This window comes from Neotabrizicola shimadae (assembly GCF_019623905.1).
GTDB classification, from domain to species: Bacteria; Pseudomonadota; Alphaproteobacteria; order Rhodobacterales; family Rhodobacteraceae; genus Neotabrizicola; species Neotabrizicola shimadae.
Window position 1 is genome coordinate 3,478,113 of record NZ_CP069370.1, and the last position, 26,692, is coordinate 3,504,804.

Here is a 26,692-nt window from a genome sequence, read left to right on the forward strand (position 1 = left end):
CTTCTTGGTTCGCCCTGGGGTTTTCCCGTCTTTCGCGCCGGACCGGGCAAAGTCCGGCGGTGGGCGGCCTCAGCTGGCCGCGTTCAGATTGTATTTCATGATCCGGCCATGCGGCCCGTTGCGGTCGCGCTCCAGCGTATAGACATCGCCTTCGGGAATGCGTGACTGCGCCTGGATCGCGGCGATCTCTGCCCGGTCCGCATCGGTCAGCCGCAGCGTCGCCACAGCCACGTTGCCCGCCAGATGCGCCCGGTTGCGTGCCCCCACGATGACGGCGGCCACGCCCGGCCGGTCCAGCATTGCCGCCGAAGCGACGGTGGCGATGTCCACGCCATGCCGGTCGGCAATGCCGCGCAGCACGCTCAACAGGGCCTGGAACAGATCCCACCCCCCGAAATCGTCGATGATCAGCTTGTACTTGGTCAGCGACCGGTTCTCCATCGGCTCCCGCGGCTCAGCCGCACCCAGCCAGCGGTCGCCCAGGAAGCCGCCCGCCACCGTGCCATAGCAGAACAGCCACAGCCCCCGGTCCTGCGCCAGCCGCACCAGCGCGCGCTCGGGCCGGCGGTCCAACAGCGAATACTGCACCTGCATCGACATCAGCGGGATGCCGGCGTCGAAGATCTCGCCCACTCGCTGCGTGTCGAAGTTCGTCGCGCCGATCTGGGCAATCTTGCCCTCGGCCTGCAGCTCCTTCAGCCAGCCCAGCACGTCCAGATAGCGCGGCACGGCATAGTCCCACCAATGGAACTGCACCAGATCCAGCCGCTCCTGCCGCAGCCGCTTCAATGATGTCTCCACGATGCCGGCCACATAGGCGCGGTCGCAGGTGGCGAGCATCGTCAGGTCCGGCACCAGCTTGGTATGCACGTGCACCGCTGCCAGTGCGGCCTGCCCGTGCTTGTCGGCAAAGGCGCTGCGGAACGCACCGATCAGCTCTTCCACCCCGGTATAGATGTCGGCGCAGTCGAAGGTCAGGATGCCGGCCTCCGCAAAAGCCATCATGTCGGCCACCGCCTCGGCGCGGTCCACCGGGCCGTGGCCCCCCGCCAGTTGCCAGCCGCCACGGATCACCCGGGTAATGGAATAGCCCGGACGCAGCTCGATCAGGGGCAGCGCGGTCATGTCGGCTCCTTCGGCAGGGGAACGGCAGTGGTTTCGGCATGGCTGAAGCGGCGCTTGCCCAGCCGGGTGATGCGCAGCCGCGAGGGGCAGTTCGGGTCGGGGCAGGCGATCTCGGCGTCGGAGGTCATCCAGTCATGCGGATGGGTCTGGCGCTGCTTGGCGGGCAGAAGCGGCAGGATCGCCGACAGCGAATAGATCGAGAAACTCTGCCCCGTCGGAAGGTGCAGCTGCTCGCCGCGCAGCTCGAACCAGTCGCCCGGCGCGCCGCAATAGATCTTCGCCCCCTCGGGTGCCACGATCTCGACCCGCAGGTCGTACAGCTCGAAGGAATCGTCGCTCATTCCATCCTCGCAAAGGTGATCTCGGTGGCGCCCTGCCGGCGGATGCGCCCGCAGGCGTCGGCCAGCGCCGCCCGGTCCTCGGGCACCACTTGCGCCACAACCGAACCGGCCAGCCATCCGATGGGGAAGAACATCCGCGCGCCCGGTCCGTAAAACAGGCCCACGTCGAAGATCGGGTCCGGGTTGCCGCCCCACATCCGTGCCGGCACATAGGCCAGCACCACATCGCCCGGCTGCGGATGCAACGTCGCGTTTTCGGGTGGCAGCGCCACCGCCCAATCTTGCCCCGCCAATTGGGGCGAGGGGATCGGGCAGGAAATCTCGGGCCCTGTCCACATGGCATGGATCGAAGGCACGACCCGCGGCTCCGCCGCCCAGGCCCACAGAAAGGCCGCGTTGGCCGGCGCCTTGCCGTCCAGAAGCGCGGCCTGCACGTCCAGGCCGTTTCGCGCATCGCGAATGGAAATCAGTCGGCTCACGTCGCCTCTCCTGCGTTTGCTTCCAGTTTGCCCTTCAGGAAGGCGAAGGGGCGGCTGATGTCGTCTACCAGGGCCTGCCGCGCCGCCTCGGCATCGCCCCGGCGCAGCGCCTCCAGGATGGCGTGGTGATACCGAGCGGCATCCGTCTCGCCCGCGTCGGAAAAGGCAAAGATCGCCGCCCGGGTGCAGGGGCCGGATTGCAGCCAAAGGCTTTCGATCATCGGGATCAGAACCTCGGAACCGCAGGCGCGATAGATTTCGAAGTGGAAGGCCTGGTTCAGCGAGACCTCGCGGTCCACCGTCTGCGGGTTGCCGCCCAGCCGCAGCGCCTCCCACTCCGCCATGATCTTCGCCGCCCGCTCCAGCCCCTCGGGCGTCATGCGCCGCGCGGCCAGCGCGATCGCCTCGCCCTCGATCAGGATGCGCGCGCGCAACAGGTCGGCCAGCCGGTCCAGCGTGATCGGCGGCACGCGGATCTGCCGGTTGGGCAGCGCCTCCAGCGCCTGTTCGCTGATCAGCCGACCCAGCGCCTCGCGCACCGGCATGGTCGATGTCATCAGCGCATCGGCCAGCTGGCGGATCGTCAGCATCTGACCGGGTTCGAACAGCCCGCCGATCAGGGCGCGCCGCAATTCGCCGTAAACCCGGTCCTGAACGGTTTCGCGCCCCACCGGCGCAAGGCCCACGGTCGATGTCTCTGTGTCCACGACTGCACCCGGAACGAATCATCTTGTCCGGTCAATTAGACGACTCTACTGTGATCAGATCAAGTGTGATCACAGATCAAACATCATGGATGCAGAGGTGACCCCACCCATTCTTGAAGCCCGGTCCCTGACCCGCAGGTTCGGCGGCATCGCGGCGGTGCGCGACATGTCGCTGTCCATCGCCCCCGGCGAAATCCTGGGTCTGATCGGCCCGAACGGCGCGGGCAAGACCACGATGTTCGATCTTCTGTCCGGATCGGTTCGCCCGTCCGCGGGCACGATCCGGCTGAAGGGGCGCGATGTGACGCGCGAGGCGGCGCATCACCGGCTGGCGCAGGGGCTGGGGCGCACCTTCCAGATCCCGCGACCTTTCCCCGACCTGACCTGCACCGAGAACCTGCTGATCGCCCGCCAGAACCAGACAGGCGAACGGCTGTTCGCAAACTTCCTCGCCTCCCGCCGGATCGCGGCCGAGGAACGCGCGGCCCGCGAAAAGGCGCACGAGATTCTGGACCTGATGCTGCTGACCCGTCTGGCGGACGAGCCGGCCCGCTTCCTGTCGGGCGGGCAGCGCAAGCTTCTGGAACTCGCCCGGGTGATGATGGCCGACCCCGCATTGATCCTGCTGGACGAACCGGCCGCCGGGGTGAACCCCTCGCTCCTCGAGGTGCTGATCGACCGCATCCAGGCCATCAACGCGCGTGGCGTCACCTTCCTTCTGATCGAACACAACATCGACATGGTGACGCGGCTGTGCAGCCGGCTGATCGTCATGGCGAACGGCTCGCTTCTGTGCGAGGGCGCACCCGATGACGTGGCGCGCGACCCGCGCGTGATCGAGGCTTATCTCGGCGGGGCAGCGGCATGACCATCCTGACCACGCGCAACCTTGTCGCCGGATACGAACCGGGCCTCGCCATCGTGCGGGGCGCCTCGATCAACGTCGCCGCCGGCGAGATCGTGGTGATCCTCGGCCCGAACGGCGCCGGGAAATCCAGCCTCATCAAGGCCATCGCGGGCCTTGTGCCCATCAGCGAAGGCAGCGTCACGCTGGAGGGCCGCGACATCACCGCCCTGCCCGCGCACCGCAAGATCCGCGAGGGCCTGGCCTTCGTGCCGCAGACCGAAAACGTCTTTCCCCGCATGACGGTCGAGGAAAACCTGCGCCTGTCCATCGGCATCTTCCCCGACCGCAACGTCGCGCAGGGCATCGAGGAAACCTATGCCCTCTTCCCCGATCTCGCCCGCCAGTCCCGGCTTCTCGCCGGCAGCCTTTCGGGCGGGCAACGGCAGATGCTGGCCGCCGCGCGCGCGCTGATCGTCAAGCCGCGCGTCCTGATGCTGGACGAACCCTCCGCCGGGCTCTCGCCCAAATTCGTGGAACAGGTCTTCGCCCGCCTGCAAGAGGTGCGCGCCACTGGCGTCACCATCGTCCTTGTCGAACAGAATGCCCGCGCCGCCCTGTCCATCGGCGACCGCGCCTATGTGCTGGTCGAAGGTCGCGAGGCGCATGAAGGCCCCGCCCGCAGCCTCTGGGACGACCCGCTGATCGCAGAGCTTTACCTTGGCAAGCGGAAGGAGGCGTCATGACCCTGCAATTCCTTCTGGATGGTGTGATTTCCGGCGCGATGATCGGCCTCGGCGCCATCGGCATCACACTGACCTATTCCATCCTGCGCTTCTCCAACTTCGCCCACGGCGACCTCATGGCCTGGGGCGCCTATGCCGCCCTTGTCGCCGTAGGGGCCATCGGCAGCCTGTTCGGCGGGGCCGCTCCCATCCTGCCCCTGTCCTTCGGCCTGCCGCTGATCCTGTCCACCCTCCTTGCCATGGCCGTGGCCTCGGCCATCGCGCTCGCGCTCGACTGGCTCCTCTTCGCGCGGCTGCGCGCCCGCGGCCAGGCGATCATCGTGGTGATGGCCTCCTTCGGCGCCTCGATGGCGCTGCGCAACCTGCTGGAGTTCCTCTTCACCTCGAGCCCTGCCTACTATTCCAACGCCCTGCAGATCGCCAAACCCCTCGGCCTCGGCATCCGCATCACGCCGGACCAGGTGGCGCTCCTGGCCATGACCCTGGCCCTCGTGACCGCCATGCACCTCTACCTCACCCGCAGCCAGCGCGGTCGCGAGATGCGGGCCTATGCGCAGAACCCGGCACTGGCCCGCGTCGTCGGCATCGACACCCGCGCCGTCATCCGTGCGACCTGGATCGTCGGCGCCTCGCTCGCCGCCGCCGCCGGGGTCATGGTCGGCGTGCTGGTCCAGATCCGCCCGCTCATGGGGCTCGACCTGCTCCTGCCCATGTTCGCCGCCGCCATCCTTGGCGGCATCGGCTCTGTCCCCGGCGCCGTCCTCGCCGGCCTCATCATCGGCCTCAGCGAGGCAGCCGCCGTGCAGTTCATCGGCGCCGAATGGCGGGCCGGCGTCTCCTTCGTGATCCTGATGGCCGTGCTTCTGGTCCGCCCCACGGGCCTCTTTGGAGTGACCGAGAGATGATCGACCTTCTGGGCTACGGCGCCTTCTTCCTGTCGACCGCCCTGATCTTCGGGATCATCACCCTAGGGCTGAACCTGCAATGGGGGCTGACGGGCCTGTTCAACGTGGGCATCGCGGGCTTCGTGGCCATCGGCGCCTATACCTCGGCGCTGCTCACCACGCCCGAGGCGGCAGATCGTGTCGGCGGCTTCGGCTGGCCCATCGCGCTTGGCTGGGTGGCCGCCATGCTGGTGACCGGCGGCGCCGCCGCCTTCACGGGCTTTGCCACCCTGCGGCTGAAATCCGACTACCTTGCCATCACCACATTCGGCGTAGCCGTCGTCGTGCAACTTGTGGCGCTGAACGCCCAGGGGCTGACGGGCGGCCCCTTCGGCGTGGCCTTCATCCCCCGCCCCTTCGCCGACCTGCAATCCGATCCGCTGGCCTTCAACCTGGTGAACCTCGCCGTCATCGGCGCCGTCACCCTGGCCATCTACCTTGCGCTGGAACGGCTGGCGCACAGCCCCTGGGGCCGTGTGCTGAAAGCCCTGCGCGAAGACGAACGCGCCGCCATCTCTCTGGGCAAAAGCGCCCGCTCCTACCGCATCCAGGCCTTCGCCGTGGGCGGCGCCGTCATGGGCCTCGCCGGCGCGGTGCAGGCACATTTCATCGGCTTCATCGCACCCGACAACTATGTCCCCACCCTGACCTTCCAGGTCTGGGCCATGCTCATGGTGGGCGGCTCGGGGTCCAACCGCGGCGCGCTGATGGGCGCGCTGGTGGTCTGGGTGCTTTGGATCGGCGCGGGAAGCCTCTCTTCGGCCGTCGTGCCCGGCGACTGGCAGGCCCGCGCCGCCAGCCTGCAGATCGTCGCCATCGGCGTCACGCTCTGCATCATCCTTCTCCTGCGCCCGCAGGGCTTCTTCGGCCCGCGCCGCGGCGGTGGCATGGAATGACCCTGCCCGACCCCGCCACGCTCTGGCACCAGACGGCGCCGCCCCTCGCGCCCTTCCCCCGCTTCGCCGGGCGGGCCGAGGCCGACCTCGCCGTCATCGGCGGCGGCTTCTCGGGTCTGTCCACTGCGCTCCATGCCGCGCAGGACGGCCTGACCGTCGTCCTCCTGGAAGCCAACCGCATCGCCTGGGGCGCCTCGGGGCGCAACGCGGGCTTCGTGGTGCCCAACTTCGCCAAGGCCGATCCCGACGGCATCCGCACGACACTCGGGGCCGACCGGGGCGACCGCCTCATCCGCATGGCCGCCGACAGCGCAGATCTCGTCTTCGGGCTGATCCGCCGCCACGCCATCGACTGCGACGCCGCCCAGGCCGGCTGGATCCAGCCCTCCCATTCCGAAGCCGCCTTCGCCCGCGCCCGGCAGCGCGTCGCGCAATGGCAGCGCGAAGGCCGCCCGGTCGAGCTGCTCGATGCCACTGCCATCGCGCAACTCACCGGCGTTCCCGGCTGGCGCGGCGGCTGGATCGACCGCTCGGCCGGCACGCTGAACCCGGTGGCCTATGCCCGCGGCCTGGCCCGCGCGGCCGCCCTGGCCGGGGCGAACCTGCACGAAGACAGCCCCGTCACCGCGCTCCGCCCCATCGGAGAGGACTGGGAAGTCGCCACCCCCGGCGGCAGCCTCACCGCCCGCCGCGTCGTGCTGGCGACCAACGCCCATGCCGGAAGCCTCTGGCCGGGCCTGGCGCAAAGCTTCTTCCCGCTCCGCGTCTTCCAGATCGCGACGGCCCCGGTTCCGCAGGCCGACCGAGCCCGACTTCTCCCGCAGGGCATGGCGCTGTCCGACAGCCGCCGGAACCTTTTCACCTGCCGCTTCGACCCCGAGGGCAGGCTCATCACCGGCGGTATGCACATCCTCGGCCCCGGCGCCGACCGGCGCGTGCCGCGCCGCATCCTGAACCGTATCGCTCAGGCGCTCGGGCTCGACGGGCGGCTCACCCTGACGCATGCCTGGTCGGGCCTGGCCGCCGTCAGCCCCGATTTCCTGCCGCGCGTCATCGAACCCGCCCCCGGCCTGATCGCGGGCTTCGCCTGCAACGGACGCGGCATCGCCATGACAACGGCCATGGGCCGCGAACTGGCCGATTGGGCCGCGGGCCGCCCGTCCGATGCGCTCGCCCTGCCGCGTGTGCCGCTTCAGACCATCCCGCTGCACGGCCTCAGCCGCCTTGCCCCCAACCTGCTGCTTCCCGCCAGCATCCTGCGCGACCGGCTGGAAAGCCCCGCCGCCCTTCCGAGATGAGGTTCCCATGACAGATGCCCCGGACGGCTCCGGCTACCTGCTCTATCACTCCATCGGCCAGTATCCCGGCAAGGCGCAGGACATGGCGCGCGGCCTCGCGGCCTTCGCCGAAACCTGGGGCCGGGCCGATACCGCGCAATGGCCCATGGCGCTTGGCCTGCGCGACCGCTTCCTTGGACGCTGGCGCGCGATCCTGAACGCGCCCGAAGCCAGCCTTACTACAACCGAAAACGTCACCTCCGCCGTTGCCGCCATCCTTCTGGCCCTGCCGGACCACCATCTGCGCGGCCGCACCGTGCTGATCGCCGAGGACTGCTTTCCTTCCAACCACTTCCTGCTGGCCGGCCTCGCCGACCGGCTGGGCTTCACGCTCCGCACCGTCCCGCTGCGCCCCGGCGCCGATTGGGTCGAGGACGAGGATTTCCTCGCCGCCTGGACGCCCGATGTGGGCCTGGCCCTTGTCACCTGGATCTCGTCGCTCACCTCGCACCGCGTTGACGTGGCCGCGATGGTCGCGCATGGACGCCGCATGGGCAGCCTGATCGGCGTCGATGTCACCCAGGGCGCGGGCCTCTTGCCCTTCGATGTGCGGGCTCCGGCGGTGGATTTCGCCGTCTCCACCAGCCTGAAATGGATGTGCGGATCGCCCGGCGCCGGCGTGCTTTACGTCGCGCCAGACCTCACAGCGCAGTCCGCCCCGCCCTTGCGCGGCTGGTTCAGCCAGCCCGACCCGTTCAACTGGGACCTGACCCGGTTTTCCTATGCCGGCGACATCCGCCGCTTCGACAGCGGCACCCCCGCCATCATGGCGGCAGCGGCCAGCCTGCCCGCGCTGGACTGGCACGCCCGGCAGGACAAGGCCGCGCTTCTGGCCCACAACCGCGCGCTCCAGTCGCGGCTTCAGGACGGTGTGCAGACGCTTGGCCTGCCCCTCGCCTCGCCCGCCAGCCTCGACCGGCGCGGCGGCAGCCTGATGCTGAAGCTGCCCAGTCCCGAAGCCCTTCAGCCGGCGCTGGCCCGTCTGGCGCAGGCCGATGTCCACGCCGATGGCCGTGGCCGGCTGCTGCGGCTCTCGCCGGGCGCGATGACGACTGCCGAAGGCGTGGACCGCGCCCTTGCCGCCCTTGCCGGACTGCGCAAGGGCTGACGTCCCGGTCCCACAAGGCCAATGGCACGGGTCGTCGGCCCGCTTATGCCGCGACTGCGGGTTTTCCTACGGCGGCTTGACCCGTCCAACCTCGGACAATCCTTACGTCCGAGTTAATTCGAGTCCGCAAGATATTGATTTCATTGGTTCTGATCCGCGTCCGAGCTCGGACGCCCCCTCGGAACTGGTCCAATCTCCGGACCAGGCCGGCTTGACGGGGCCCTCCAAAGGCCTTCACTCTGCCCCGACCGGCCGAGCCCAAGAGCCCCCATGTCCCAGCATCCCCACCTGATGTCCCCCCTCGCCCTGCGGGGCCGGACCCTCCGCAACCGCATCGTCTTCGGGGCCCATACCAACAACATGTCCGACCAGGGCCTCCCGGGCCCCCGCATGGGCGGCTACCTCCTGGAACGCGCCCTGGGCGGGGCGGCGATGGTGGTCTGCGAGCCGGTCCCGGCCCACCGCACCGGCGTCCTGACCCGCGGCAACCTCCTGCAAGGCTCCGACGAGATCATCCCCCATTTCCGCCGGATCACCGAAGCCGTCCAGGACGCCGGCGCGGTCATCATCCAGCAAATCTACCACGTCGGCGCCCACGGCGACTCCGACCTCTCCTTCCAGCCGCACTGGTCGCCCTCGGGCCTGCCCTCCTACCACGACAGCGACGGCAGCCACGCCATGACCGGGGCCGAGATCGAAGAGCTTCTGGACGCCCATGCCGCCACCGCCCGGCGGGCGAAGGACTGCGGCTTTCAGGGGGTGGAAGTCTGGGCCGCCTACCACTCGCTGATCGACCAGTTCTGGACGCCCTGGTCCAACCGCCGCGACGACAAGTGGGGCGGCAGCCTGCAGAACCGCACCCGCTTTTCCCGGCAACTGATCGACCGCATCCGCCGCGACTGCGGCGAGGATTTCATCGTGGGCCTCGCCACCAGCTACTCCCCCGCCTATGCCGGCGTGACCCTGACCGACGAACAACTCGGCGAGATCGTGGCCCTGCACGACGCCACCGGCCACGTGGACTATGTCACCGTGGGCTTCGGGTCCTACCTGGAATTCGACGGCATCATCCCGGCCTTCACCAAGGCCGAGAAGCTGACCACGCCCATGACCGCCCAGCTGAAGGCACTGGTCCGGCACGCCGCGATCACCTCGGAAGCAGGCATCCGGACGCCCGAGAATGCCGAGACGATCCTTTCTTCGGGCGAGGCGGACCTGGTGTCCATCGTGCGCGGCCAGATCGCCGACCCGCATCTGGCCCGGAAGGTCAGCGAGGGGCGGGCGGCAGAGATCCGGCCCTGCCTGTCCTGCAACCAGATGTGCTGGGGGCGGCGGTCGCGGGATTACTGGATCTCCTGCCTGGTGAACCCCTCAGCGGGACGGGAGTTCGAATGGGGTGGGGATCGGTTCGAGCCTGCCGCCATGCCCCGCGAGGTGCTGGTGGTGGGCGCGGGACCTGCGGGGCTGGAAGCAGCGCGCGTGGCGGCAGAGCGCGGGCACCGGGTGGAGGTCGTGGAGGCGCTGCCGGTCACGGGCGGGCAGTTCCGACTGGCCGGAATGCAGCCGCGGCGGGGGCAGATCCTGGACTTGCTGGACTGGTACGAGCGGGAGCTGGACCGGCTGGGGGTGAGGCTGAGGCTGAACAGCTTCCTGGACGAGGAGGAGATTGCGGCGCACGGGGCGGAGGTGGTGGTGCTAGCCACGGGGTCACTACCGGATGACACCGGGTTCCGCCGGTGGATGCCGCAGGAGGCGAGCCTGCCTGGGATCGAGCTGGGCGGGGTCTGGCCGGCCGAGGCGGCGATGCGGCGCGAGGCCCGGCTGGGGGACGGGGTGATCCTTTACGACGAGGGGTCGAACTGGCGGGGAGTGGGCACGGCCTGGGCGCTGGCGGAGCGGGGGCACCGGGTGACCATCGTGACCCCGGAGGCCCATGTGGGCAAGGAGATCGCGCGGACCGCCGCGGATGGCGGGGCGCGGGCGGCTTTGGCCAAGCTGGGGGTGCGGTTCGTGACCGAGGCGGTGGTGGCGGCCTGGCACGGGAACGGGGCGACGGTGCGGAGCCTTCTGACCGGGGAGGAGGAGGTCATCCCGGCCTCGGGGCTGGTGATGGCCACCACGAACCGGGCTTTCGACCCCTGGCCTGAGAGCTTTGCCGGCAAGCAGACCCATCGGATCGGCGACTGCGCCGCCCCGCGGCTGGCGGCCTACGCCATCCACGAGGGCAGGAAGCTGGGGCTGGCAATCTAGGCGTCCGAGCTCGGACGCCTATGCAAATTAAATGGAATCAGTGGCTTGCCGTTCCATGTTTACCTTTGGTTAACTCGGAACCGCCTCGGACAGCACTCAGTTGGCAATGACTTGCGACCCATCCGCTGCCGGGGACAACATGTCGCCGATCGTCGCCGCGACGCAGATGCCGGAATGGGGCCCGCGGGCCAGCGCTGCCGGAGACATGCCCTTCACCGCCCTGCCGCCAGTGTCCCGCATCACCGCAAGAGTACGCAGGAAATCCGCATAGGGATCCGTGCCGTTCTGCAGCGGACGATAGTCGAGACGCCCCTCCTTCTGCGCGATGCTGTAGATCGTCTCGCCTTCCTTGATTGTCTCGACCACCTTGATCGAGTCCAGCGTCTCGGGGTCGACCGCCGTCGGGTCCTGGGAGAGGATCACCAGGTCGGCCAGCTTGCCGGCTTCGAGCGAGCCTTTCCAGCCTTCCTCGAAATGCTGGTAGGCGGGCCAGATCGTCATGGCCTTCAGCGCGGTCAGGACGTCCACACGCTGGTCCGGACCGATGATGTCGCCCGAGCGCGAACGCCGCGTCACGGTGGCATCAAGGATGCGCATGGAATCCGGGAAGGCCACCGGCGCGTCATGGTGGGAGGAGAACATCATGCCGCGCGCGCGCAGCCAGCCAGTGGGCGAGATGTTATCCGCCAAGACCGGACCAACGGTGCGGTCGCGGTGCCAATCGCCCCAGTAGAAAGTGTGCATCGGAAAGAGCGAGGGGAAGACGTTCAGGCGGTTGAAGGCGTCCACCTGGTCCTCGCGCAGGAACTGGCCGTGGATCAGGACCGGCCGCCGGTCGGCCGGGCCGTACTTTTCGGTCGCCGTGCCGATGGCGGCGATCAGAATGTCCGAGGCGCCCTCTCCGTTGGAGTGGGTGAGGATCTGCACGTTGTTGGCAAAAGCCCAGTCGATGGCGTCGAAAACCTGGTCCGGCGTGGCGGCGGAATAGCCCCTGTAGTCGGCGCGGAAACCGGGCGGCGGGTTGTAGTAGGGTCGGTCGCGCAGCGCCGTGAAGCCCTGCGGCGAGCCGTCAATTGTCAGCTTCGCCCCGCCGACCCGGAAGCGGTCGGTGTAGTCGCGTGCGGCGGTGGCGAGGATGAAGTCGCGGTCGATCAGCACGTCGGGATAGGCGACAACGTCGATGTCGAGCCCCTCGTCCGTCGCCACCGACTGCATGAGCCGGGCCACGGCGGGCGTGGCGCGGCCCTCCTGCGCGGTGGTGTACCCGTAGGAGGCAACGAGATCGGCGCCCGCGCGGAAGATAGCGCGGCCCGCCTCGGCATCGAGGGAGCCGAACAGGGCCCCGAGCACCAGCGCGGTGGCGTTTTCCTCGAGCACGCCGTTCGGTTCGGTCGAGCCGTCGCGGCGGCGGATGACGCCGCCGGTCGGATCGGGCGTGTCGGCGGTGATGCCCGCAAGCTCGAGCGCCCGGGAATTGGCGACGCCCAGATGGCCGGATTGGTGGACGACATAGATGGGCACCTCGGTCGAGATCGCGTCGAGGTCGTCGCGCGTCGGATGGCGCTGTTCGGCAAGCTGCGCGTCGTCATAGCCGAACCCCAGGATCAGCCCGGCGCGTTCCACCCGGTCAGGGTACTCGGCGGTGTAGGCGCGCAGCGTTTCCTGCAGCGCGGGGATGTCGTTCACCTCGCCATCTGGCGCGGGCAGCAGGTTCGCCGACATCGCCTGGATGCCGATCATGTAGACATGGCCGTGGGCATCGACGAAGCCGGGCAGCAGGGTGCGGCCGGCCAGATCGATCATCTGCGTGTCGGGGCCGCGATGCGAAAGCACCGCCTCCAGAGCGCCCACGGCAAGGATGCGACCATCCCTTTCGGCCAGGGCCTCGGCGCGGGGGGCGGCGTCGGTCATGGTCAGGATCGGACCGCCCGACCAGATGCGGTCGGCCAGTGAGGTATCGGCTTCAGGCGCGGGCAGCGCGCCGTGCTTTTCGCGGAAGTAGTCCCAGGCATCCACCTCACGCCCGTCGGGCAAGGTGCAGAGACCGCGCTGGCCGGTGGGTTCGGTAACGATGCGGAAGGTGCCGCCCTGGTCGCCGCAGAAGGTGGCCGCGGGATTTGCGAGTTCCTGGGCACCCGCGGCGGAGGTCAGGAAGCAGGCGGCGAGGGCGGGGAGAAGGCGCAATTCGGACTCTCCTGCGGGGCTCGGGCCGGACAGCCCGTGCGGGTGTAGGGCAGCTTGCCTCCAGCAACGGTGCCCTTGCCCGCGCCGCATGGCAAGAGTTTCATGGTCGAAAGCCCGGTATCGGCCTGATCGGCTAGAAGCGGATGTGCGAGGGCCAGCGAAAGACTTCGTCCGGGTCTTCGGTCGGGTTGGGATCCAGCCGCATGGTCAGTGCACGCAGGTACGCGGCCGCGACGGTGCGGCCGGCGCGGCGAAGATCATCGGACGGTATAGGGGCACCGATTGTGACATCGAGTGGCAGGCCCATGCGACGGCGGGTTTCGTGGAAGATCAGCGCGACGCGGGCCGGATAGGACAGGTGGCTCGCGATCTGGAACAGGCGCGAGTTCTGGCCGGCAAAATGCACCGGAAGCACCGTCACGCCTGGGTGGGTGGCGAGGCGACCCAGGAAGGGGTGCCAGTCGGAATCGACTGCGCGCCCGGTCAGCGGGCGATTGGCGGTGGCAACGCCGCCGCCGGGGAAGATCGCCACGACGCCACCGTCTTCGAGCCGCTGGATCGCGCGGCGGCGCGAGTCGCCAGAGGTACGGCGGGCCTCGGCGGTGCCTGAGAAGTCGATGGGCAAGAGATAGGGGTTCAGCGCCGGAACACGGCAGAGCAGGCTGTTCGTCACGATCTGGACGCGGTCGCGCAGCTGCAATCCAAGCCAGCCGAGCGTGAGGCCGTCGACGATGCCATAGGGGTGGTTGGCCACCAGAACGATGCCACCCTGCCGCGGCAGTGCATCCAGATGATGGGCCCCCGAAAGGCGGACATCAAGCCGCAGGAGGCGCAGCGCGGCCTGGAACACGGTTTCGCGCGGGTCGGGGTTGGCCGCCCAGTCCAGATAGAGATCCAGAAGCTGCGGCTGTCCGCCGAGGCGTTCGATCAGGCGGATCACGCTCTGGCGGAAGGCGCTTTGACCTTCATGGGAATAGGTGAAGTCGGGCGGATCGGGTGCGAAATCCGGGGGCATGAGCGCGTGGGTCATGCGGCACCTGGGGCAAAGCGAGTGGGTCGGGGCATCTGGACGGTCATCGGCCTTCGGGGTTTGCCGAGACTGGCAGGGCTTCGTGACGTCTGCGCGACGGCAGGATGACAGTCTCGCAGCGCAGCGTCCCGCGGGGCGAGTGACCGCACCGGCATGACGCGGCGTCGGGGCTGACAGGCGAGCGGGCAGGCGGCATGGTACACGAACGGAGGAGCCGCGAATGACCCACTACCCAAATCTTTTCCAGCCGCTGGATCTTGGCTTCACCACCCTGCCCAACCGGGCTCTGATGGGATCGATGCACACCGGGCTGGAAGAAACCGGCGACTGGGCGCGCGTGGCTGCCTTCTATGCAGAGCGCGCGCGCGGTGGCGTGGGGCTGATCGTCACCGGCGGCGTGGCGCCCAACCGCGAAGGCGCGGTGTTTCCGGGTGCGGCCGGCATGTACGGGCCGCAGGACGTGGCGCATCACGCCCGTGTCACGGCCGCCGTGCATGAGGCGGGTGGCCGGATCGCCATGCAGATCCTCCATGCCGGGCGATACGCCTACGGCCCCGATTGCGTTTCGGCCAGTGCGGTGAAGTCGCCCATTTCACCCTTTGCGCCGCGCGAGCTGGACGAAGCGGGAATCGAGAAGCAGATCGCCGACATCGTGGCCGCGGCCGGCAGGGCGCGCGAGGCGGGCTATGACGGTGTCGAGATCATGGGCAGCGAGGGTTACTTCCTGAACCAGTTCCTCGTCCGCCACACCAACCGCCGGACCGACGATTGGGGCGGGGCCTATGCCAACCGGATGCGCCTCCCGGTCGAGGTGGTCCGCCAGGTGCGGGCGGCGGTCGGGACTGATTTCATCCTGATCTACCGCATCTCGCTGATCGACCTTGTGCCCGACGGATCGACCTGGGACGAGATCGTGACACTGGCGCGGGCGATCCAGGGCGCGGGGGCGACGATCCTCAATTCCGGCATCGGCTGGCACGAGGCGCGGGTGCCGACCATCGCCACCTCTGTGCCCCGCGCGGCCTTTGCGCATCTGACCGGGCGGCTTCGGCAGGAAGTGGGCATTCCGGTCATCGCCTCGAACCGGATCAACACGCCGGAGGTTGCGGAATCCGTGCTGGCCGGGGGGCTGGCCGACATGGTGTCGATGGCGCGGCCCTTCCTGGCCGACCCCGGCTTCATGGCCAAGGCGCGGGCGGGCCAGGCCCGCCGGATCGCGCCCTGCATCGCCTGCAACCAGGCCTGCCTGGACCATACCTTTTCGGGTCGGCTGACCTCTTGCCTGGTCAACCCTCGCGCGTGCCATGAGACCGAGCTGACCTATCCGCACGCGACCACGCCCAAACGCATTGCCGTGGTGGGCGCCGGGCCGGCCGGCATGACCTGCGCCACCGTGGCCGCGCAGCGGGGGCATGAGGTTGCGCTGTTCGAAGCGGATGCAGAGGTCGGCGGCCAGCTGAGGCTGGCGCGCGAGGTGCCGGGGAAGGAAGAATTTCGCGGGCTGGTGGACTGGTTCGCGGGCGAGCTTTCCGCCGCGGGCGTGGACCTGCGGCTTTCCACCCGCGTGACGCCTGGCGATCTGGCCGGATTCGACGAGGTTGTCATCGCGACCGGCGTCCGCCCGCGCGACCCCGGCCTTCCCGGCCAGGACCGTGCGAAGGGCTATGCCGAGGTGCTGCGTGGCGCCCCTGTCGGGCGGCGGGTCGCCATCGTCGGCGCGGGGGGCATCGGCTTTGACGTGGCCGAATACCTGACGCAATCCGGGGAAAGCGCCACGCTGGACGCCGAAGCCTGGCGCGCGGAATGGGGGGTGGGCGATCCGGCCGAAGAACCGGGCGGACTTGCGCCGGAAGGTCCGAAGCCCGCGGCTCCCGCCCGCGAGGTCTGGCTTTTGCAGCGCCGCCCCGGCCGCCCCGGAAAGGGGCTGGGCAAGACCACCGGCTGGATTCACCGCGCCAGCCTGGACAATCGGGGTGTCCACATGTGGGGCGGCATTGGCTACGGCGCCATAACGGCCGACGGACTTGCCATCACCCGCGACGGTCAGGACGGTGTGCTGCCTGTCGATGACGTGGTGATCTGTGCCGGGCAGGAGCCGGAGCGCAGCTTGGCGGACACCCTGACACGCGCCGGTCGCGCCGTTCACGTCATCGGCGGGGCCTCGGTGGCCACGGAACTGGACGCCAAACGCGCCATCGACGAAGGCGCGCGACTGGCGGCGCAGCTCTGACACCAGAGCGGCGCCGTGCTGCGCTAATCTGCGGGAGCGAATCGCAGGGGGTGGACATGGCGCTTTGGGAGTGGATCGTTCTGGGGCTGGCGGTTGTGGCGGGCCTTGCCTGGGCGGCCTTCGCCTGGGGCCGGAGGCGGGACGACGATGCCGCCACGGCGGTCTGGGACAAGCTGGCCGCCCGGCGTCCTGTCGAACCGCCCCGATATGACCCTGCCATGGTCGAGGGGCTGCCCGACATCGCGCGCCGTTACTTTGGCCGCGCGCTGGCCAGCGGCGCGCCCCTGTCCTGCGTTGCCGACATCGCCATGCGCGGCACCTTCACGCTGAACGGCAAGGCGCTGCCCATGACGGCGCGCCAGATCATCGCGCCGCCGCACGGCTTTGTCTGGAAGGCCGAGGTCGGGCGCGGGCCCACCGGCTTTGCCGGATCGGATGCCTATGTCGCGGGCAACACCAGCTGGACCCGGTTCCGTATCGGCGGTGGCGTCCCGGTGCTGCGCGCCGGGGGCACGCGCGATCACGCCCTTGCCTCGGCCGGCCGCATGGCGCTGGAGTGCGTCTGGACGCCGGCCGCGCTTTTGCCGCAGAACGGCGCGGTCTGGGAGGAGCTTGCCCCCGACCGCGCCCGCGTCACCCTGCCCGGCCCGGCCGACCTGCGCCCCATCGAGCTGCGCATCGACCCGGAGGGCCGCGTGACCGAGGCCGTCACCGAACGCTGGAGCGATGCCAACCCGGAAAAGACCTTCCGCTGGCAGCCGTTCGGCGGCCGGATGCTGGCCGATGCGGCCTTTGGGGAGGTGGTCGTGCCATCCGAGGTGGAAATCGGCAATTTCTGGGGCACGCCGGACTGGACACCCTTCTTCCGGGCGCGCGTCATCAGCGTCAGCACCTGACCCCCGCCGTTCACGCGCCATCAACGATCCCCGACATTTCCCCGGATCGGTCCCTGACGCGCCCCGATCCTGCCCGATTTCGTCGCCTATAACGGTTCATCACGCTGCTCACGTCGCAAGGGGCGAACAATGGACCGACTGACTGAAATGGAAGCCTTCGCGATGGTCGTGGACCAGGGCGGCTTCACGGACGCGGCCAAGAAGATGGGCATTTCCAAGTCCGCTGTGTCCAAACACGTCTCGGCGCTGGAGGCGCGGCTTGGCGCGCGGCTTCTGAACCGGACCACCCGGCGCGTCAGCCCCACCGAGATCGGCCTCGCCTATTACGACCGCGCCCGCCGCGTGCTGAATGACGCGGGCGAAGCCGATGCGCTGGTCACCTCGATGCAATCGGCCCCCTCGGGCCTTCTGCGCATCTCGGTCGCCACCGATTTCGGGGTGAACCTGCTGTCGCCGATCCTCGGCGACTTCCTGCTGGAATACCCCGACATCACCGTGAACATGGTGCTGAACAACCGCTATGTCGAATTGATCAGTGAAGGCTTCGACCTGGCGATCCGTGTGGGCGAGCTGGAAGACTCCAGCCTGCGCGCCCGCAAGCTGACCGAGACGTCCAAGCGGATGATCGGCTCGCCCGCCTATTTCCAGAAGTTCGGTCGCCCGGCCAAGATCGACGACCTGAACGAACACAAACTTCTGCACTATTCCAACCAGGCCAATGGCAACGTCTGGAAGATCACCGCGCCTTCGGGCGAGAAGCGCCAGGTCCGCACCGCCGGCTGGCTGACGGTGAACGACGGTCAGTCGCTTCTGAACGCTGCCATCTCGGGCCTTGGCATCGCCTTCCTGCCCTCGTTCCTTTATGCCGATGCGATGCGTGCCGGGCAGGTGGAAGAGGCCATTCCCGGCTTGCCCGTCGAGGTGCTGGGCATCTATGCCGTCTATCCGCCGGGCCGCTTCACGCAGCCCAAGGTCCGCGCCTTCATCGACTTCATGGCGCGTCGGTTCATGGACAAGGGTCCCGACAACTGGTGATCCGTCCCTTCTGAGTTTCCCCGTGCGGCCTGCACTTACTGGGTCGGGGCGAGAACCGCCTCGACCCTTCTGTTTTGCGCCCGTCCCTCATCGGTCTCGTTGCTGGCGCGCGGGGCCAGCGGGCCGACACCTTCCGCAGAGACCTGGGCCGCGGGAATGCCATAGCGGTCGATCAGCACCTGGCGCACCGCCGCCGCGCGCTGGCGCGACAGGGTCACATTCGCCGCCAGGCTACCCGAGGCATCGGTATGGCCCACAAGGGTCACACGGCGGCCCGGCTGGGCCTTCAGCCAGTCGGCCAAGTCCTGCAGGGCCGGCGCGGCCGGATCGGTCAGCGCCGCCTTGCCGCTTTGAAACGCCAGCCCCTCCAGCACCACGCTGCCCCGAGCCACAAGATCCCCGCTGTCCGCGCGCGCCGCATCTGGCGGGGCCGTGACCGCTTCGCTCGGGGGTGGCGTGACCGCAGGCTCCGGCTGGCTTACCGCAGCCGGACGCGCGGGGGGCGGTGTGCCGAGGGGTGTCACCGTCACAACCTGCACATGACCTTCGGCCTGCGACCGGCTGACCAGAAGCGTCAGCCAGTCTGTCCCGTCCGTCCCCTCGCGCCGTGCCGAGACAAAGCGGTAGTCGCCCAGGTCCACATGCATCGCCGGTTCGGGAAGAACCGTCGTGCTATAGCGGAAGTCGAACCCGCCGCAGCCGTCATCGGCGCAATCGAATACTGTGACGAAGCCTTCGTCACGCATCTTCTGGCGCAGGGTGTCGAGCAGTGCCAGGGTGGTCTGCCCATCCAGCGGAAGGCTCCAGGCGGTCCGGGTGACGGTTCCCTCGACCTCTTGGCCGGGGATTCCCGCTGCCGTCCATGGTCCAAGGGGCACAAGATAGCTGCCCGGAGCCTCGGTCGTGGTCGCGGTCACGCGGGCGGGTGGGGCAAGGTCGATGGCAAGGGCAGGCCCCGCTGCGGCAAGGCACAGCAGCATCAGCGGATAAGAGCGACCTGCACGCACTGCTCGGCCCCTCACGGGCTCAGTTCTTCTGTCGATAGTGATACTGTCCCACGACCTGCATCCCGAGGGAAGCATAGAGTGCCCGGGCCGGCGCGTTTGCCTCTGTGACCACCAGAGACAGCGTTGAAGCCCCCTGATCCAGTGCCCACCGTGCCGCCACCCGCAATATGTTGTTGGCGGAACCCTGCCGACGCGCCGCCGTTCGGACTTCCAGCGCATGCAGCATGGCAATGCCGCCCGACACCGCCACGAAAGCCACGCCCACCGGATGATCCTTGGTGCGCGCCATTACCACTGTTTTCGGCCCCCGCGCGCGCTCCATCACCGCCACCCGTGCCGGACCGATGCCCTCTTCGGCCCAGATCTCGCGCGCGATCGCCAGAGGCGGCCAGTGGGGAAATGCGGCCAGCGGTTCCGGCGCTGGCTCGGCCAGCAGGGCCGCCGGCGCGGCAAAGGCCACCACCGGGTCCACCACCGCGTAGCCACGCGCCGCCAGCGCCGCATCCAGCGCGGCCTGGCCTTCGCGCACCACGAACAGCCGAACGCCCTCGGCCTCGACCGCCTCGATTTCTGCTGCCGTGAAGTCCCCCTCGACAGAGGCCGCCGACACGCGCTTGCCACCCCCCGCACCATCGCGCAGCGTGAATGGCCCAAGCCGCCCCCGCGCCGCCGGCGGCCAGGTCTCTTCCATCACCCGCGCCAGGACCTCCGGCGTCATCCGAACAGCGCCGTCAGCCGCCCCATCGCCTCGTCCAGCCGCGCCGCATCGGTGCCCCGGATCACCAGGTTCGTGCCATGCAACCCGTTCGACTGGAAGGGATAGGACCCCATCGACAGATCGGGATACTCTGCCGCCAGAGCCCCGAAGGCCCCGGCGATCTCGCCCTCGCCCCGCTCCACCCGGAGCGATTGCGACAAGAGCGGATCGCCTCCGGTCAGCCCCGGCATGACCGAGGCCACCATCGCCTCGAAAATCCGCGGCACGCCCGCCATCACATGCACATTGCCGATGGAAAAGCCCGGCGCCACCGACACCGGGTTGTCGATCAGAACCGCGCCATCGGGGATGCGCGCCATGCGCTGCCGCGCCTCGTTGAACTCCAGCCCCTGCCGCGCGTAATGCGCCGACAACAGCGCCATGGCATCCGCCCGCTTGCCGATGGCCACGCCAAACGCCGCCGCCACCGCATCCGCCGTGATGTCGTCATGCGTCGGCCCGATGCCGCCCGAAGTGAACACATGGTCCACCCCAGACCGCAGCGCGTTCACCGCGGCAACGATGGCGTCGTGGTCATCGGCCACCACCCGCGCCTCGACCAGCCGGATCCCCCGCTGCGTCAGCACCCCCGCCAGGAAGTGCAGGTTGCTGTCGCGGGTGCGCCCCGACAGGATCTCGTCTCCGATCACCAGCATCGCGGCGGTAGGGTTTGGCATGGCGCTCTCCATTTTGCGTTGGGTATAGGGCGGCGGCCCAGGCGGGGAAACCCCCGGCCTCTGGCCATTCCGCCCCGCCCGCATTATCTAGGGGCAGCTTCAGGAGACCCCGATGGACGAAACGCGCGGCCGCATCACCCGGGATGGAATCCGCATCTATGAGGATGCGGACTTTGGCGGCATGCGCGCGGCCGGCCAGGTGGCCGCCGAAATCCTTGATGCCGTGGGCCCCTTGGTGCAACCCGGTGTCACCACGGCCGAACTGGACGACTTCATCACCGCCGAAATCGAGCGGCGCGGTGTCGTGTCTGCCACCATCGGCTACAAGGGCTATCGCCACGCCTCCTGCATCTCGGTCAACCAGGTGGTCTGCCACGGCATCCCCGGCGCCAAGATCCCCGGTCGGTCCACCGGCGCGGTGGCCGAAGGCGATATCCTCAACATCGACGTGACCGTCATCGTCGACGGCTGGTACGGCGACACCAGCCGCATGTATGCCGCCGGTCCCATCAAGCCCTGGCGCAAGCGCCTGATCGACGTCACGCACGAGGCGCTGATGCGCGGCATCGCCATGGTGAAGCCCGGCAACACCTTTGGCGACATCGGCCATGCCATCCAGTCCTACGTCGAAGCGCAGCGCATGTCCGTGGTGCGCGATTTCTGCGGTCATGGCCTGGGCCGCGTGTTCCATGCCCCGCCGAACGTGCTGCACTATGGCCGCGCCGGGGCCGGCGCCGTGCTGGAGGAAGGCATGTTCTTCACCATCGAACCGATGGTGAACCTGGGCCGGCCCGAGACGAAGATCCTCGCCGACGACTGGACCGCCGTCACACGCGACGGCCGCGACAGCGCGCAGTTCGAGCATTCCGTTGGGGTCACTGCCACGGGCTGCGAGATCTTCACGCTCTCGCCGGCAGGTCTGTTCCACTCCACACCCTGACGCGCGGGCTTTCCTTCCCGCCGGCCCCGCCCTAACCTCCGCCGCCTCACCGCCGGAGACTCCCGCCATGCCCTTCACCCTTGCCACCTGGAACATCAACTCGGTCCGCCTGCGCGCGGCGCTGGTGTCGCGGCTTCTGGCCGAAGAGGCGCCGGACGTGCTGTGCCTGCAGGAATGCAAGTCGCCGGTCGACATGATCCCGACCGAAGGCTTCCATGCGCTTGGCTACACGCACATGGTCGCCCGCGGCCAGAAGGGTTACAACGGCGTCGCCATCCTGTCGAAGCTGCCGCTCGAAGACACGGGCGAGACCGATTTCGCCGGCCTGGGCCACGCCCGCCACGTCTCGGCCCGGCTGCCCAACGGCGTGACCATCCACAACTGCTATGTCCCCGCCGGCGGCGACATCCCCGACCGCGACCAGAACGTGAAGTTCGGGCAAAAGCTCGACTACCTCACCCACCTGCGCGACCATTTCCACGAACAGCGGCCCGCCCGGTCGATCCTGGTGGGCGACCTGAACATCGCCCCGCGCGAGGATGATGTGTGGGATCACAAGGCGCTTCTGAAGATCGTCAGCCACACGCCCATCGAGGTCGATCACCTGAACGAGGCGCGCGAGGCCGGAGGCTGGGTCGACGTGACCCGCGCCAACCTGCCCGAGGGGCGGCTTTACTCCTGGTGGTCCTACCGCTCGCCCGACTGGAACGCCGCGGACAAGGGCCGTCGGCTCGATCATGTCTGGGCCACTGCCGACATCGCCAATGCGGGCCATTCCAGCCGCATCCTGCGCGATGTCCGGGGCTGGGACCAGCCGTCCGACCATGCCCCGGTCTTCGCCACGTTCGATCTTTGACCGGGGTGGACGCCGGGCCGCGCCGCCATTCGTCCCGGTCAGCCCATGGTCTCGACGCAATGCCGACGGAAGGCGCGCTTCAGCAGGTCAAGCTCGGCGCGCAGCAGGTCGATCTCGGCGCGAAGGTCGTCTTCAAGCGCAACGCCGGTGACCACGGTGAAATGCGCCAGTGTCTCGTCCTTGCCCTGCTCGCGGATGATGAAGGTCTGCACGCCCTCGCTCAGCACTTCGGGCGGGATCGGCACACGCACCAGCCAGTTGCCGGCGCGGCCGGGAACCTCGGTCACGGTCATACCCGGCAGCACCTGTTCCAGGTGCCGCACTTCAAGCGGCGGGGCCACATCGACCCCCGTCAGGTTTCCTTCCCAAAAACCGCTGCGAATACGTGTTTGCGTCAGTTGCGGTCCGGCCATGCTTCCCTCACAGTTCCGCCCGCGGGCGCCGCGTGATCGTCAGGTCGCGCAGCACCACCTGGTTCATCTCCGGCCCCTCGAAGATCAGGTCCAGCCACAGCTTTTCGACCCGCCGCTCGTCGATCTTGGTATAGGCAAGATCGAACTCTGCCATCACCTCTTCGGCGCCAAGCGGCAGTTCGCGCACCATCTGTTCCACGTTCGGCCCATGTTTCACGTTCAGCCGGGCGAAGATTTCCAGGGGTTTCTCCATCTCGACGATGACATCGACGCGGATCAGGTGCGTCAGCCGCAATCCCTGCGCCGCCTCGTCCGGCAGATCCACCGCCAGAGAGAGATACGAGCCGTCGAAGCGGAACACATCCATGCGAAAGCCGAAGGGGGCGATGTCCTCGGCCCGCGAATTGCGGATCTGACGGAAGGTCAGCTCGCTGGCGCGGCAATCGTGATAGATCACCACGCCATCGGTCACCGGCGTACGACCCGGAACAGAAGCAAGGCCAGGCACGGAGATCGGGCCGCGCCAAAGGTCGGGGCGCCAGGCCCAGTCGGTGCCCCAGGGCTTGCGGATCGGGTTGGGGCCGATGACGGGCAGGGCCAGGCGGTGCTCTGCCACATGGATCACCCGGTCCAGCTGCCGCCGCAGGGCACGGGCCCGGCTGCGCAGGCCGCGCAGGGTTTCGGTATCGGCAGCAGCCGCGTCATCGGCGGCCTCGGACCAGCGGCGCAAGCTGCGCCGTTGTTCCATCTTGTCGATAAGGTCCCGGATCCGTGCCATCAATTGCCTCGGCATTCCGCCGCATATTGTCGCCGAAAGGGAAACAAGTTCCTGATATCGGCTTTGCGCTTTGACTAGCAGCGCCGACTGCAACCGGGAAGGGTGAAATCGGCCGCCCAGGTCGCCACCGGGCCAGAGGTGACGCAGAGGGCACATGCCGGCGGTCTGGCCGTCATGCTATGCTGCCGGCAGAGGAGCACCATGCGCGCGATCACCTCCTTCGACCTCCTGGAACGGCTGGGGCGCACGCGATTGTCGCGGCACTTCTTCCTGCGCGACTTCCTGTATTCCGAAATCGCGAACTTCCACGTCCTGCCCAACCTGCCCGACGATCCGGACCTGATGATCGCTGCCGGCAGCAGGCTGGCGACCGAGTGCCTGGACCCCCTGGTCGAGACCTTCGGCCCCATCGCCATCCGCTCGTCATACCGCAGCGTGCTGGTCAATGCCTTCGGCAACGAGCGCGGCCTGAACTGCGCGCGGAACGAGGCAAGCTATGCCGGCCATATCTGGGACCGCCGCGATGCGGCGGGACGTATGGGCGCCACCGCCTGCATCGTCATTCCGTGGTTTGCCGACCAGTACGAACGCGGGCGCGATTGGCGCGACCTGGCCTGGTGGCTGCATGACCACCTGCCCCATTCGGGCCTGCAGTTCTTTCCGGTGCGCGCGGCCTTCAATCTGACCTGGCGCGAAGACCCCGTGCGAGAGATCGCCTCCTTCATCGCACCCAGGGGCAAGCTGCTTGCCGCCGCGGCTGACCCGCGCGAGGATGCCGAAACCCGAACTGCCCGATATGCCGATTTCCCGCCGTTTCGCGGCATTTGCTATCCACCCCTTCCCGTTTCCTGGCAGAAAGACCCAGAATGACCGGCAGAACCGCCTTCCTGTCCGACCTGACCGCCACCTTGCAGGGGATAGAGGCCGACGGGCTTATGAAGCGTGAACGGCTGATCGTTTCGGCCCAGGGCGCGCGTGTCCGCATCGCCGGACCTTCGGGCGAACGCGAGGTCATTAACCTTTGCGCCAACAACTACCTCGGGTTGGCCGATCATCCGGCGCTGGTCGAAGCGGCCGAACGGGCCATGCGCGACCACGGCTACGGTATGGCCTCTGTCCGGTTCATCTGCGGCACGCAGGACCTGCACCGGCAGTTGGAACAGCGCCTGGCCGGATTCCTGGGCAAGGACGATGCCATCCTGTTCGCCGCCTGCTTCGATGCCAACGGTGGCCTGTTCGAACCACTTCTGGGTGAGCAGGACGCCATCGTCTCGGACAGCCTGAACCACGCCTCGATCATCGACGGCATCCGGCTGTGCAAGGCGCGGCGCTATCGGTTTGCCAATTCGGATATGGGCGAGTTGGAGGCGCAACTTCAGAAGGCCCGGGCCGAAGGCGCTCGGCACATCCTGATTGCCACTGATGGCGTGTTCTCAATGGACGGCTATCTGGCCAATCTGCCCGAGGTGACGGCGCTGGCCGACCGGTTCGGCGCGCTGGTCATGGTGGACGACTGCCACGCCACCGGCTTCATGGGGCCGCAGGGCCGCGGCACGCCGCATCATCACGGCGTGGCAGACAAGGTGGACATCCTGACCGGCACGCTTGGCAAGGCGCTTGGCGGGGCGCTTGGCGGGTACATCGCCGGGCCGCAGCCGGTGATCGACCTCTTGCGCCAACGGGCGCGGCCTTACCTGTTCTCCAATGCCTTGCCGCCGCCGGTGGTGGCCGCCGGTCTGGCCGCGCTGGACCTGGTGGAACGGGCCGACGACCTTCGTGAACGGCTGTTCGCAAACGCCCGATACTGGCGCGCCGGGCTGGAACGCATGGGCTTCCGCCTGCTGCCGGGCGAACATCCCATCGTGCCGGTGATGCTGGGCGATGCCCGGCTGGCACAGGACATGGCGCGCGAACTGGATGCGCGCGGCGTCTATGTGGCGGGCTTCTTCTTCCCTGTCGTGCCGAAGGGCCAGGCCCGTATCCGCACCCAGATGAACGCGCGGCTGACGCGCAGCGATCTTGACGAAGCCCTGGCCGCCTTTGCCGCGGCGGGCCGTGCCACCGGAGCCCTGCAATGACCAACATGATGACCGCGCTGGTGAAGGCAAAGCCCGAGCCCGGCTTGTGGATGGAATCCCGCCCGGTGCCCGAGATCGGGCCGGACGACGTGCTGATCCGGGTCAAGAAGACCGGCATCTGCGGCACGGACATCCACATCTGGAACTGGGACGCCTGGGCGGAACGCACCGTGCCTGTCGGGCTGGTGACGGGCCACGAGTTTGCGGGCGAGATCGTGGATGTGGGCCGCAACGTGACCGACCTTAGGATCGGGCAAAGGTGCTCTGGCGAGGGCCACCTGATCGGTCACCACTCGCGGCAAAGCCGGTCGGGCAAGTTCCACCTGGACCCGGAAACCCGTGGCATCGGCGTTAACGAACAGGGGGCCTTTGCCCATTACCTGCGCCTGCCCGCCTTCAACGTGGTGCCCCTGCCGGATGAGATCGACGACGAGATCGGCGCGATCCTCGACCCGCTTGGCAATGCCGTGCACACGGCCCTGTCGTTCGACCTTGTGGGCGAGGATGTGCTGATCACCGGGGCCGGGCCAATCGGGATCATGGCGGCCGCGGTCGCCCGGCATGTGGGGGCGCGGCATGTGGTGATCACCGACGTGAACCCGGCGCGGCTGGAACTGGCGGCAAAGGTCGCCGACTGCACGCCGGTGAACGTGGCACAGGAAGACCTGAAGGACGTGATTGCCCGGCTCAAGCTGGCGCAGGGCTTCGACGTGGGGATGGAGATGTCGGGCAACCAGCAGGCGCTGGACCAGATGGTCGAGAACCTGGTGATGGGCGGGCGCATCGCTTTGCTGGGCATTCCGCCGGGCAAGTCGCCGGTGGACTGGTCGCGGATCGTGTTCAAGGCCATCACCATCAAGGGTGTCTATGGCCGCGAGATCTTCGAGACCTGGTACAAGATGATCGCCATGCTGACCAACGGGCTGGATATCCGCCCGGTCATCACCCACCGTTTCAAGGTGGCCGAGTTCCGCGAGGGGTTCGAGACGATGCGATCGGGCCTTTCGGGCAAGGTCGTGCTGGATTGGACGTGA

General features: G+C 68.4%; 26 protein-coding genes. 15 read left to right on the forward strand and 11 right to left on the reverse strand.

Annotation, left to right across the window (positions count from 1 at the left end):
• Positions 1-69 precede the first annotated feature (69 nt).
• The 4 genes from JO391_RS16855 to JO391_RS16870 are packed head-to-tail and all read right to left on the reverse strand — an operon-like array spanning position 70 to position 2,652.
• Positions 70-1,125 (reverse strand): aldo/keto reductase, encoded by a 1,056-nt coding sequence (locus tag JO391_RS16855; RefSeq protein ID WP_220661600.1) that lies wholly within the window; start codon positions 1,123-1,125, stop codon positions 70-72.
• Positions 1,122-1,466, reverse strand: a complete 345-nt coding sequence (locus JO391_RS16860; protein ID WP_220661601.1) for a TIGR04076 family protein — start codon at positions 1,464-1,466, stop codon at positions 1,122-1,124. Before JO391_RS16860 ends, JO391_RS16855 begins: the two co-directional genes overlap by 4 nt.
• The gene (locus JO391_RS16865) at positions 1,463-1,945 is read right to left on the reverse strand and encodes a DUF3830 family protein (protein WP_220661602.1); all 483 of its coding nucleotides are present in this window, start codon (positions 1,943-1,945) and stop codon (positions 1,463-1,465) included. The genes JO391_RS16860 and JO391_RS16865 overlap by 4 nt, the downstream gene beginning before the upstream one ends.
• Positions 1,942-2,652, reverse strand: a complete 711-nt coding sequence (locus JO391_RS16870; protein ID WP_220661603.1) for a GntR family transcriptional regulator — start codon at positions 2,650-2,652, stop codon at positions 1,942-1,944. The genes JO391_RS16865 and JO391_RS16870 overlap by 4 nt, the downstream gene beginning before the upstream one ends.
• A gap of 97 nt (positions 2,653-2,749) precedes the next feature.
• On the opposite strand from JO391_RS16870, the gene JO391_RS16875 reads away from it, so the two are divergent.
• The 7 genes from JO391_RS16875 (at position 2,750) to JO391_RS16905 (ending at position 10,777) form a co-directional block, all read left to right on the forward strand.
• On the forward strand, positions 2,750-3,520 hold the full coding sequence (locus JO391_RS16875; protein ID WP_259444735.1) for an ABC transporter ATP-binding protein: 771 nt from the start codon (positions 2,750-2,752) through the stop codon (positions 3,518-3,520).
• Complete coding sequence (locus JO391_RS16880; RefSeq protein WP_220661605.1) at positions 3,517-4,242, forward strand: ABC transporter ATP-binding protein; 726 nt, start codon at positions 3,517-3,519, stop codon at positions 4,240-4,242. The genes JO391_RS16875 and JO391_RS16880 overlap by 4 nt, the downstream gene beginning before the upstream one ends.
• Positions 4,239-5,147: a branched-chain amino acid ABC transporter permease gene (locus JO391_RS16885; RefSeq protein ID WP_220661606.1), complete on the forward strand. Its 909-nt coding sequence runs from the start codon at positions 4,239-4,241 to the stop codon at positions 5,145-5,147. Before JO391_RS16880 ends, JO391_RS16885 begins: the two co-directional genes overlap by 4 nt.
• Positions 5,144-6,082: a branched-chain amino acid ABC transporter permease gene (locus JO391_RS16890; protein WP_220661607.1), complete on the forward strand. Its 939-nt coding sequence runs from the start codon at positions 5,144-5,146 to the stop codon at positions 6,080-6,082. The genes JO391_RS16885 and JO391_RS16890 overlap by 4 nt, the downstream gene beginning before the upstream one ends.
• Entirely contained in the window at positions 6,079-7,380 is a 1,302-nt protein-coding gene (locus tag JO391_RS16895) for an NAD(P)/FAD-dependent oxidoreductase (RefSeq protein ID WP_220661608.1), read from the forward strand. Before JO391_RS16890 ends, JO391_RS16895 begins: the two co-directional genes overlap by 4 nt.
• Before the next feature lie 7 nt (positions 7,381-7,387).
• On the forward strand, positions 7,388-8,527 hold the full coding sequence (locus tag JO391_RS16900) for an aminotransferase class V-fold PLP-dependent enzyme (RefSeq protein WP_220661609.1): 1,140 nt from the start codon (positions 7,388-7,390) through the stop codon (positions 8,525-8,527).
• A 270-nt stretch (positions 8,528-8,797) separates the two neighbouring features.
• Positions 8,798-10,777, forward strand: a complete 1,980-nt coding sequence (locus JO391_RS16905; protein ID WP_220661610.1) for an oxidoreductase — start codon at positions 8,798-8,800, stop codon at positions 10,775-10,777.
• A gap of 96 nt (positions 10,778-10,873) precedes the next feature.
• Here JO391_RS16905 and JO391_RS16910 read toward each other — a convergent pair whose 3' ends face one another.
• Complete coding sequence (locus JO391_RS16910) at positions 10,874-12,961, reverse strand: amidohydrolase family protein (protein ID WP_259444736.1); 2,088 nt, start codon at positions 12,959-12,961, stop codon at positions 10,874-10,876.
• A 133-nt stretch (positions 12,962-13,094) separates the two neighbouring features.
• On the reverse strand, positions 13,095-13,991 hold the full coding sequence (locus tag JO391_RS16920; RefSeq protein ID WP_220661611.1) for a lysophospholipid acyltransferase family protein: 897 nt from the start codon (positions 13,989-13,991) through the stop codon (positions 13,095-13,097).
• A 220-nt stretch (positions 13,992-14,211) separates the two neighbouring features.
• Here JO391_RS16920 and JO391_RS16925 point away from each other — a divergent pair, with 220 nt between their 5' ends.
• The 3 genes from JO391_RS16925 (at position 14,212) to JO391_RS16935 (ending at position 18,152) form a co-directional block, all read left to right on the forward strand.
• On the forward strand, positions 14,212-16,221 hold the full coding sequence (locus tag JO391_RS16925; RefSeq protein ID WP_220661612.1) for an NADPH-dependent 2,4-dienoyl-CoA reductase: 2,010 nt from the start codon (positions 14,212-14,214) through the stop codon (positions 16,219-16,221).
• Positions 16,222-16,277: 56 nt separating this feature from the next.
• On the forward strand, positions 16,278-17,117 hold the full coding sequence (locus JO391_RS16930; RefSeq protein WP_220661613.1) for a DUF6544 family protein: 840 nt from the start codon (positions 16,278-16,280) through the stop codon (positions 17,115-17,117).
• A gap of 129 nt (positions 17,118-17,246) precedes the next feature.
• Positions 17,247-18,152, forward strand: a complete 906-nt coding sequence (locus JO391_RS16935) for a LysR family transcriptional regulator (RefSeq protein WP_220661614.1) — start codon at positions 17,247-17,249, stop codon at positions 18,150-18,152.
• Between the two features lie 35 nt (positions 18,153-18,187).
• Here JO391_RS16935 and JO391_RS16940 read toward each other — a convergent pair whose 3' ends face one another.
• The 3 genes from JO391_RS16940 to JO391_RS16950 are packed head-to-tail and all read right to left on the reverse strand — an operon-like array spanning position 18,188 to position 20,593.
• The gene (locus JO391_RS16940; protein WP_259444737.1) at positions 18,188-19,159 is read right to left on the reverse strand and encodes an OmpA family protein; all 972 of its coding nucleotides are present in this window, start codon (positions 19,157-19,159) and stop codon (positions 18,188-18,190) included.
• 19 nt (positions 19,160-19,178) lie between these two features.
• Positions 19,179-19,877 carry a GNAT family N-acetyltransferase gene (locus tag JO391_RS16945; protein ID WP_220661615.1) on the reverse strand — a complete coding sequence of 233 codons (699 nt, stop codon included), beginning with the start codon at positions 19,875-19,877 and terminating at the stop codon, positions 19,179-19,181.
• Complete coding sequence (locus tag JO391_RS16950; protein WP_220661616.1) at positions 19,874-20,593, reverse strand: competence/damage-inducible protein A; 720 nt, start codon at positions 20,591-20,593, stop codon at positions 19,874-19,876. The genes JO391_RS16945 and JO391_RS16950 overlap by 4 nt, the downstream gene beginning before the upstream one ends.
• A gap of 112 nt (positions 20,594-20,705) precedes the next feature.
• Between JO391_RS16950 and map the strand changes: the two genes are divergently transcribed.
• The gene (map, locus tag JO391_RS16955; protein ID WP_220661617.1) at positions 20,706-21,533 is read left to right on the forward strand and encodes a type I methionyl aminopeptidase; all 828 of its coding nucleotides are present in this window, start codon (positions 20,706-20,708) and stop codon (positions 21,531-21,533) included.
• A gap of 67 nt (positions 21,534-21,600) precedes the next feature.
• Positions 21,601-22,389, forward strand: a complete 789-nt coding sequence (locus tag JO391_RS16960) for an exodeoxyribonuclease III (RefSeq protein ID WP_220661618.1) — start codon at positions 21,601-21,603, stop codon at positions 22,387-22,389.
• Between the two features lie 38 nt (positions 22,390-22,427).
• Here the strand turns inward: JO391_RS16960 and JO391_RS16965 are convergent, their stop codons facing one another.
• Positions 22,428-22,730 carry a hypothetical protein gene (locus tag JO391_RS16965; RefSeq protein ID WP_310795043.1) on the reverse strand — a complete coding sequence of 101 codons (303 nt, stop codon included), beginning with the start codon at positions 22,728-22,730 and terminating at the stop codon, positions 22,428-22,430.
• A 79-nt stretch (positions 22,731-22,809) separates the two neighbouring features.
• Positions 22,810-23,580 (reverse strand): DUF6478 family protein, encoded by a 771-nt coding sequence (locus JO391_RS16970; protein ID WP_220661620.1) that lies wholly within the window; start codon positions 23,578-23,580, stop codon positions 22,810-22,812.
• Between the two features lie 201 nt (positions 23,581-23,781).
• Between JO391_RS16970 and JO391_RS16975 the strand changes: the two genes are divergently transcribed.
• The 3 genes from JO391_RS16975 to tdh are packed head-to-tail and all read left to right on the forward strand — an operon-like array spanning position 23,782 to position 26,692.
• Complete coding sequence (locus tag JO391_RS16975) at positions 23,782-24,450, forward strand: hypothetical protein (RefSeq protein ID WP_220661621.1); 669 nt, start codon at positions 23,782-23,784, stop codon at positions 24,448-24,450.
• Positions 24,447-25,658, forward strand: coding sequence for a glycine C-acetyltransferase (locus JO391_RS16980; RefSeq protein WP_220661622.1), 1,212 nt, complete (start codon positions 24,447-24,449; stop codon positions 25,656-25,658). Before JO391_RS16975 ends, JO391_RS16980 begins: the two co-directional genes overlap by 4 nt.
• An 8-nt stretch (positions 25,659-25,666) precedes the next feature.
• Positions 25,667-26,692, forward strand: a complete 1,026-nt coding sequence (gene tdh, locus JO391_RS16985; RefSeq protein ID WP_220664607.1) for an L-threonine 3-dehydrogenase — start codon at positions 25,667-25,669, stop codon at positions 26,690-26,692.

What these genes read in the sequence shown, in the direction of transcription:
- JO391_RS16855 (WP_220661600.1), bottom strand. Translation starts at nt 1,125, where the DNA reads ATGACCGCGCTGCCCCTGATCGAGCTGCGTCCGGGCTATTCCATTACC.
- JO391_RS16860 (WP_220661601.1), bottom strand. Translation starts at nt 1,466, where the DNA reads ATGAGCGACGATTCCTTCGAGCTGTACGACCTGCGGGTCGAGATCGTG.
- JO391_RS16880 (WP_220661605.1), top strand. Translation starts at nt 3,517, where the DNA reads ATGACCATCCTGACCACGCGCAACCTTGTCGCCGGATACGAACCGGGC.
- JO391_RS16885 (WP_220661606.1), top strand. Translation starts at nt 4,239, where the DNA reads ATGACCCTGCAATTCCTTCTGGATGGTGTGATTTCCGGCGCGATGATC.
- JO391_RS16890 (WP_220661607.1), top strand. Translation starts at nt 5,144, where the DNA reads ATGATCGACCTTCTGGGCTACGGCGCCTTCTTCCTGTCGACCGCCCTG.
- JO391_RS16895 (WP_220661608.1), top strand. Translation starts at nt 6,079, where the DNA reads ATGACCCTGCCCGACCCCGCCACGCTCTGGCACCAGACGGCGCCGCCC.
- JO391_RS16900 (WP_220661609.1), top strand. Translation starts at nt 7,388, where the DNA reads ATGACAGATGCCCCGGACGGCTCCGGCTACCTGCTCTATCACTCCATC.
- JO391_RS16905 (WP_220661610.1), top strand. Translation starts at nt 8,798, where the DNA reads ATGTCCCAGCATCCCCACCTGATGTCCCCCCTCGCCCTGCGGGGCCGG.
- JO391_RS16920 (WP_220661611.1), bottom strand. Translation starts at nt 13,991, where the DNA reads ATGACCCACGCGCTCATGCCCCCGGATTTCGCACCCGATCCGCCCGAC.
- JO391_RS16925 (WP_220661612.1), top strand. Translation starts at nt 14,212, where the DNA reads ATGACCCACTACCCAAATCTTTTCCAGCCGCTGGATCTTGGCTTCACC.
- JO391_RS16930 (WP_220661613.1), top strand. Translation starts at nt 16,278, where the DNA reads ATGGCGCTTTGGGAGTGGATCGTTCTGGGGCTGGCGGTTGTGGCGGGC.
- JO391_RS16935 (WP_220661614.1), top strand. Translation starts at nt 17,247, where the DNA reads ATGGACCGACTGACTGAAATGGAAGCCTTCGCGATGGTCGTGGACCAG.
- JO391_RS16945 (WP_220661615.1), bottom strand. Translation starts at nt 19,877, where the DNA reads ATGACGCCGGAGGTCCTGGCGCGGGTGATGGAAGAGACCTGGCCGCCG.
- JO391_RS16950 (WP_220661616.1), bottom strand. Translation starts at nt 20,593, where the DNA reads ATGCCAAACCCTACCGCCGCGATGCTGGTGATCGGAGACGAGATCCTG.
- map (WP_220661617.1), top strand. Translation starts at nt 20,706, where the DNA reads ATGGACGAAACGCGCGGCCGCATCACCCGGGATGGAATCCGCATCTAT.
- JO391_RS16960 (WP_220661618.1), top strand. Translation starts at nt 21,601, where the DNA reads ATGCCCTTCACCCTTGCCACCTGGAACATCAACTCGGTCCGCCTGCGC.
- JO391_RS16970 (WP_220661620.1), bottom strand. Translation starts at nt 23,580, where the DNA reads ATGGCACGGATCCGGGACCTTATCGACAAGATGGAACAACGGCGCAGC.
- JO391_RS16975 (WP_220661621.1), top strand. Translation starts at nt 23,782, where the DNA reads ATGCGCGCGATCACCTCCTTCGACCTCCTGGAACGGCTGGGGCGCACG.
- JO391_RS16980 (WP_220661622.1), top strand. Translation starts at nt 24,447, where the DNA reads ATGACCGGCAGAACCGCCTTCCTGTCCGACCTGACCGCCACCTTGCAG.
- tdh (WP_220664607.1), top strand. Translation starts at nt 25,667, where the DNA reads ATGACCGCGCTGGTGAAGGCAAAGCCCGAGCCCGGCTTGTGGATGGAA.